The organism is Pseudomonas sp. NPDC089741, from assembly GCF_044748825.1.
GTDB classification, from domain to species: Bacteria; Pseudomonadota; Gammaproteobacteria; order Pseudomonadales; family Pseudomonadaceae; genus Aquipseudomonas; species Aquipseudomonas helmanticensis.
Window position 1 is genome coordinate 363 of the sequence record NZ_JBIVGT010000091.1, and the last position, 389, is coordinate 751.

Consider the following 389-nt stretch of genomic DNA (forward strand, 5'->3'; position numbering starts at 1 on the left):
AACCACGTGCGGTACCCAGTGCGCCCAGGCCGATCAACAGTGCAACAGCGATAGCGGTTAGACCAACTACAGTTTCCATCTTTCCTCCCGACTTTTACGTCGTATGGTTTAGGTTTTTTAGATTAAAGCGGTAAAACAAATCGTTTCAGGTGCCCTGTGAAGAGCCCCTTCCCGTTTGACCGGGAAGGACATCAGACTAGTCGAGACTGGTCTTAATGGTTTTCTTCGTGCGCCATCGACAGGTAGACGATGGTCAGCATCATGAAGATGAACGCCTGCAGGGTGATGATCAGGATGTGGAACACAGCCCAAGCCCACTGCAGAACAACGCCCAGGCCGCTCAGCCAGAGCAGACCGCTGCCGAACATCACAGCGATCAGAATGAACAC

General features: G+C 52.4%; 1 protein-coding gene and 1 pseudogene (1 of these 2 only partly in view). Both read right to left on the reverse strand.

Going from position 1 to position 389, the window contains the following annotated elements:
• Positions 1-79 (reverse strand): annotated as a pseudogene (locus ACIPZE_RS28995) (F0F1 ATP synthase subunit C); the annotation flags it as partial.
• A gap of 133 nt (positions 80-212) precedes the next feature.
• The coding region annotated (locus tag ACIPZE_RS29000) for a FoF1 ATP synthase subunit a (protein ID WP_400776867.1) crosses the window boundary (this coding region is incomplete at its 5' end): on the reverse strand, positions 213-389 show 177 of its 713 nt. 536 nt of the annotated region lie beyond the right edge of the window.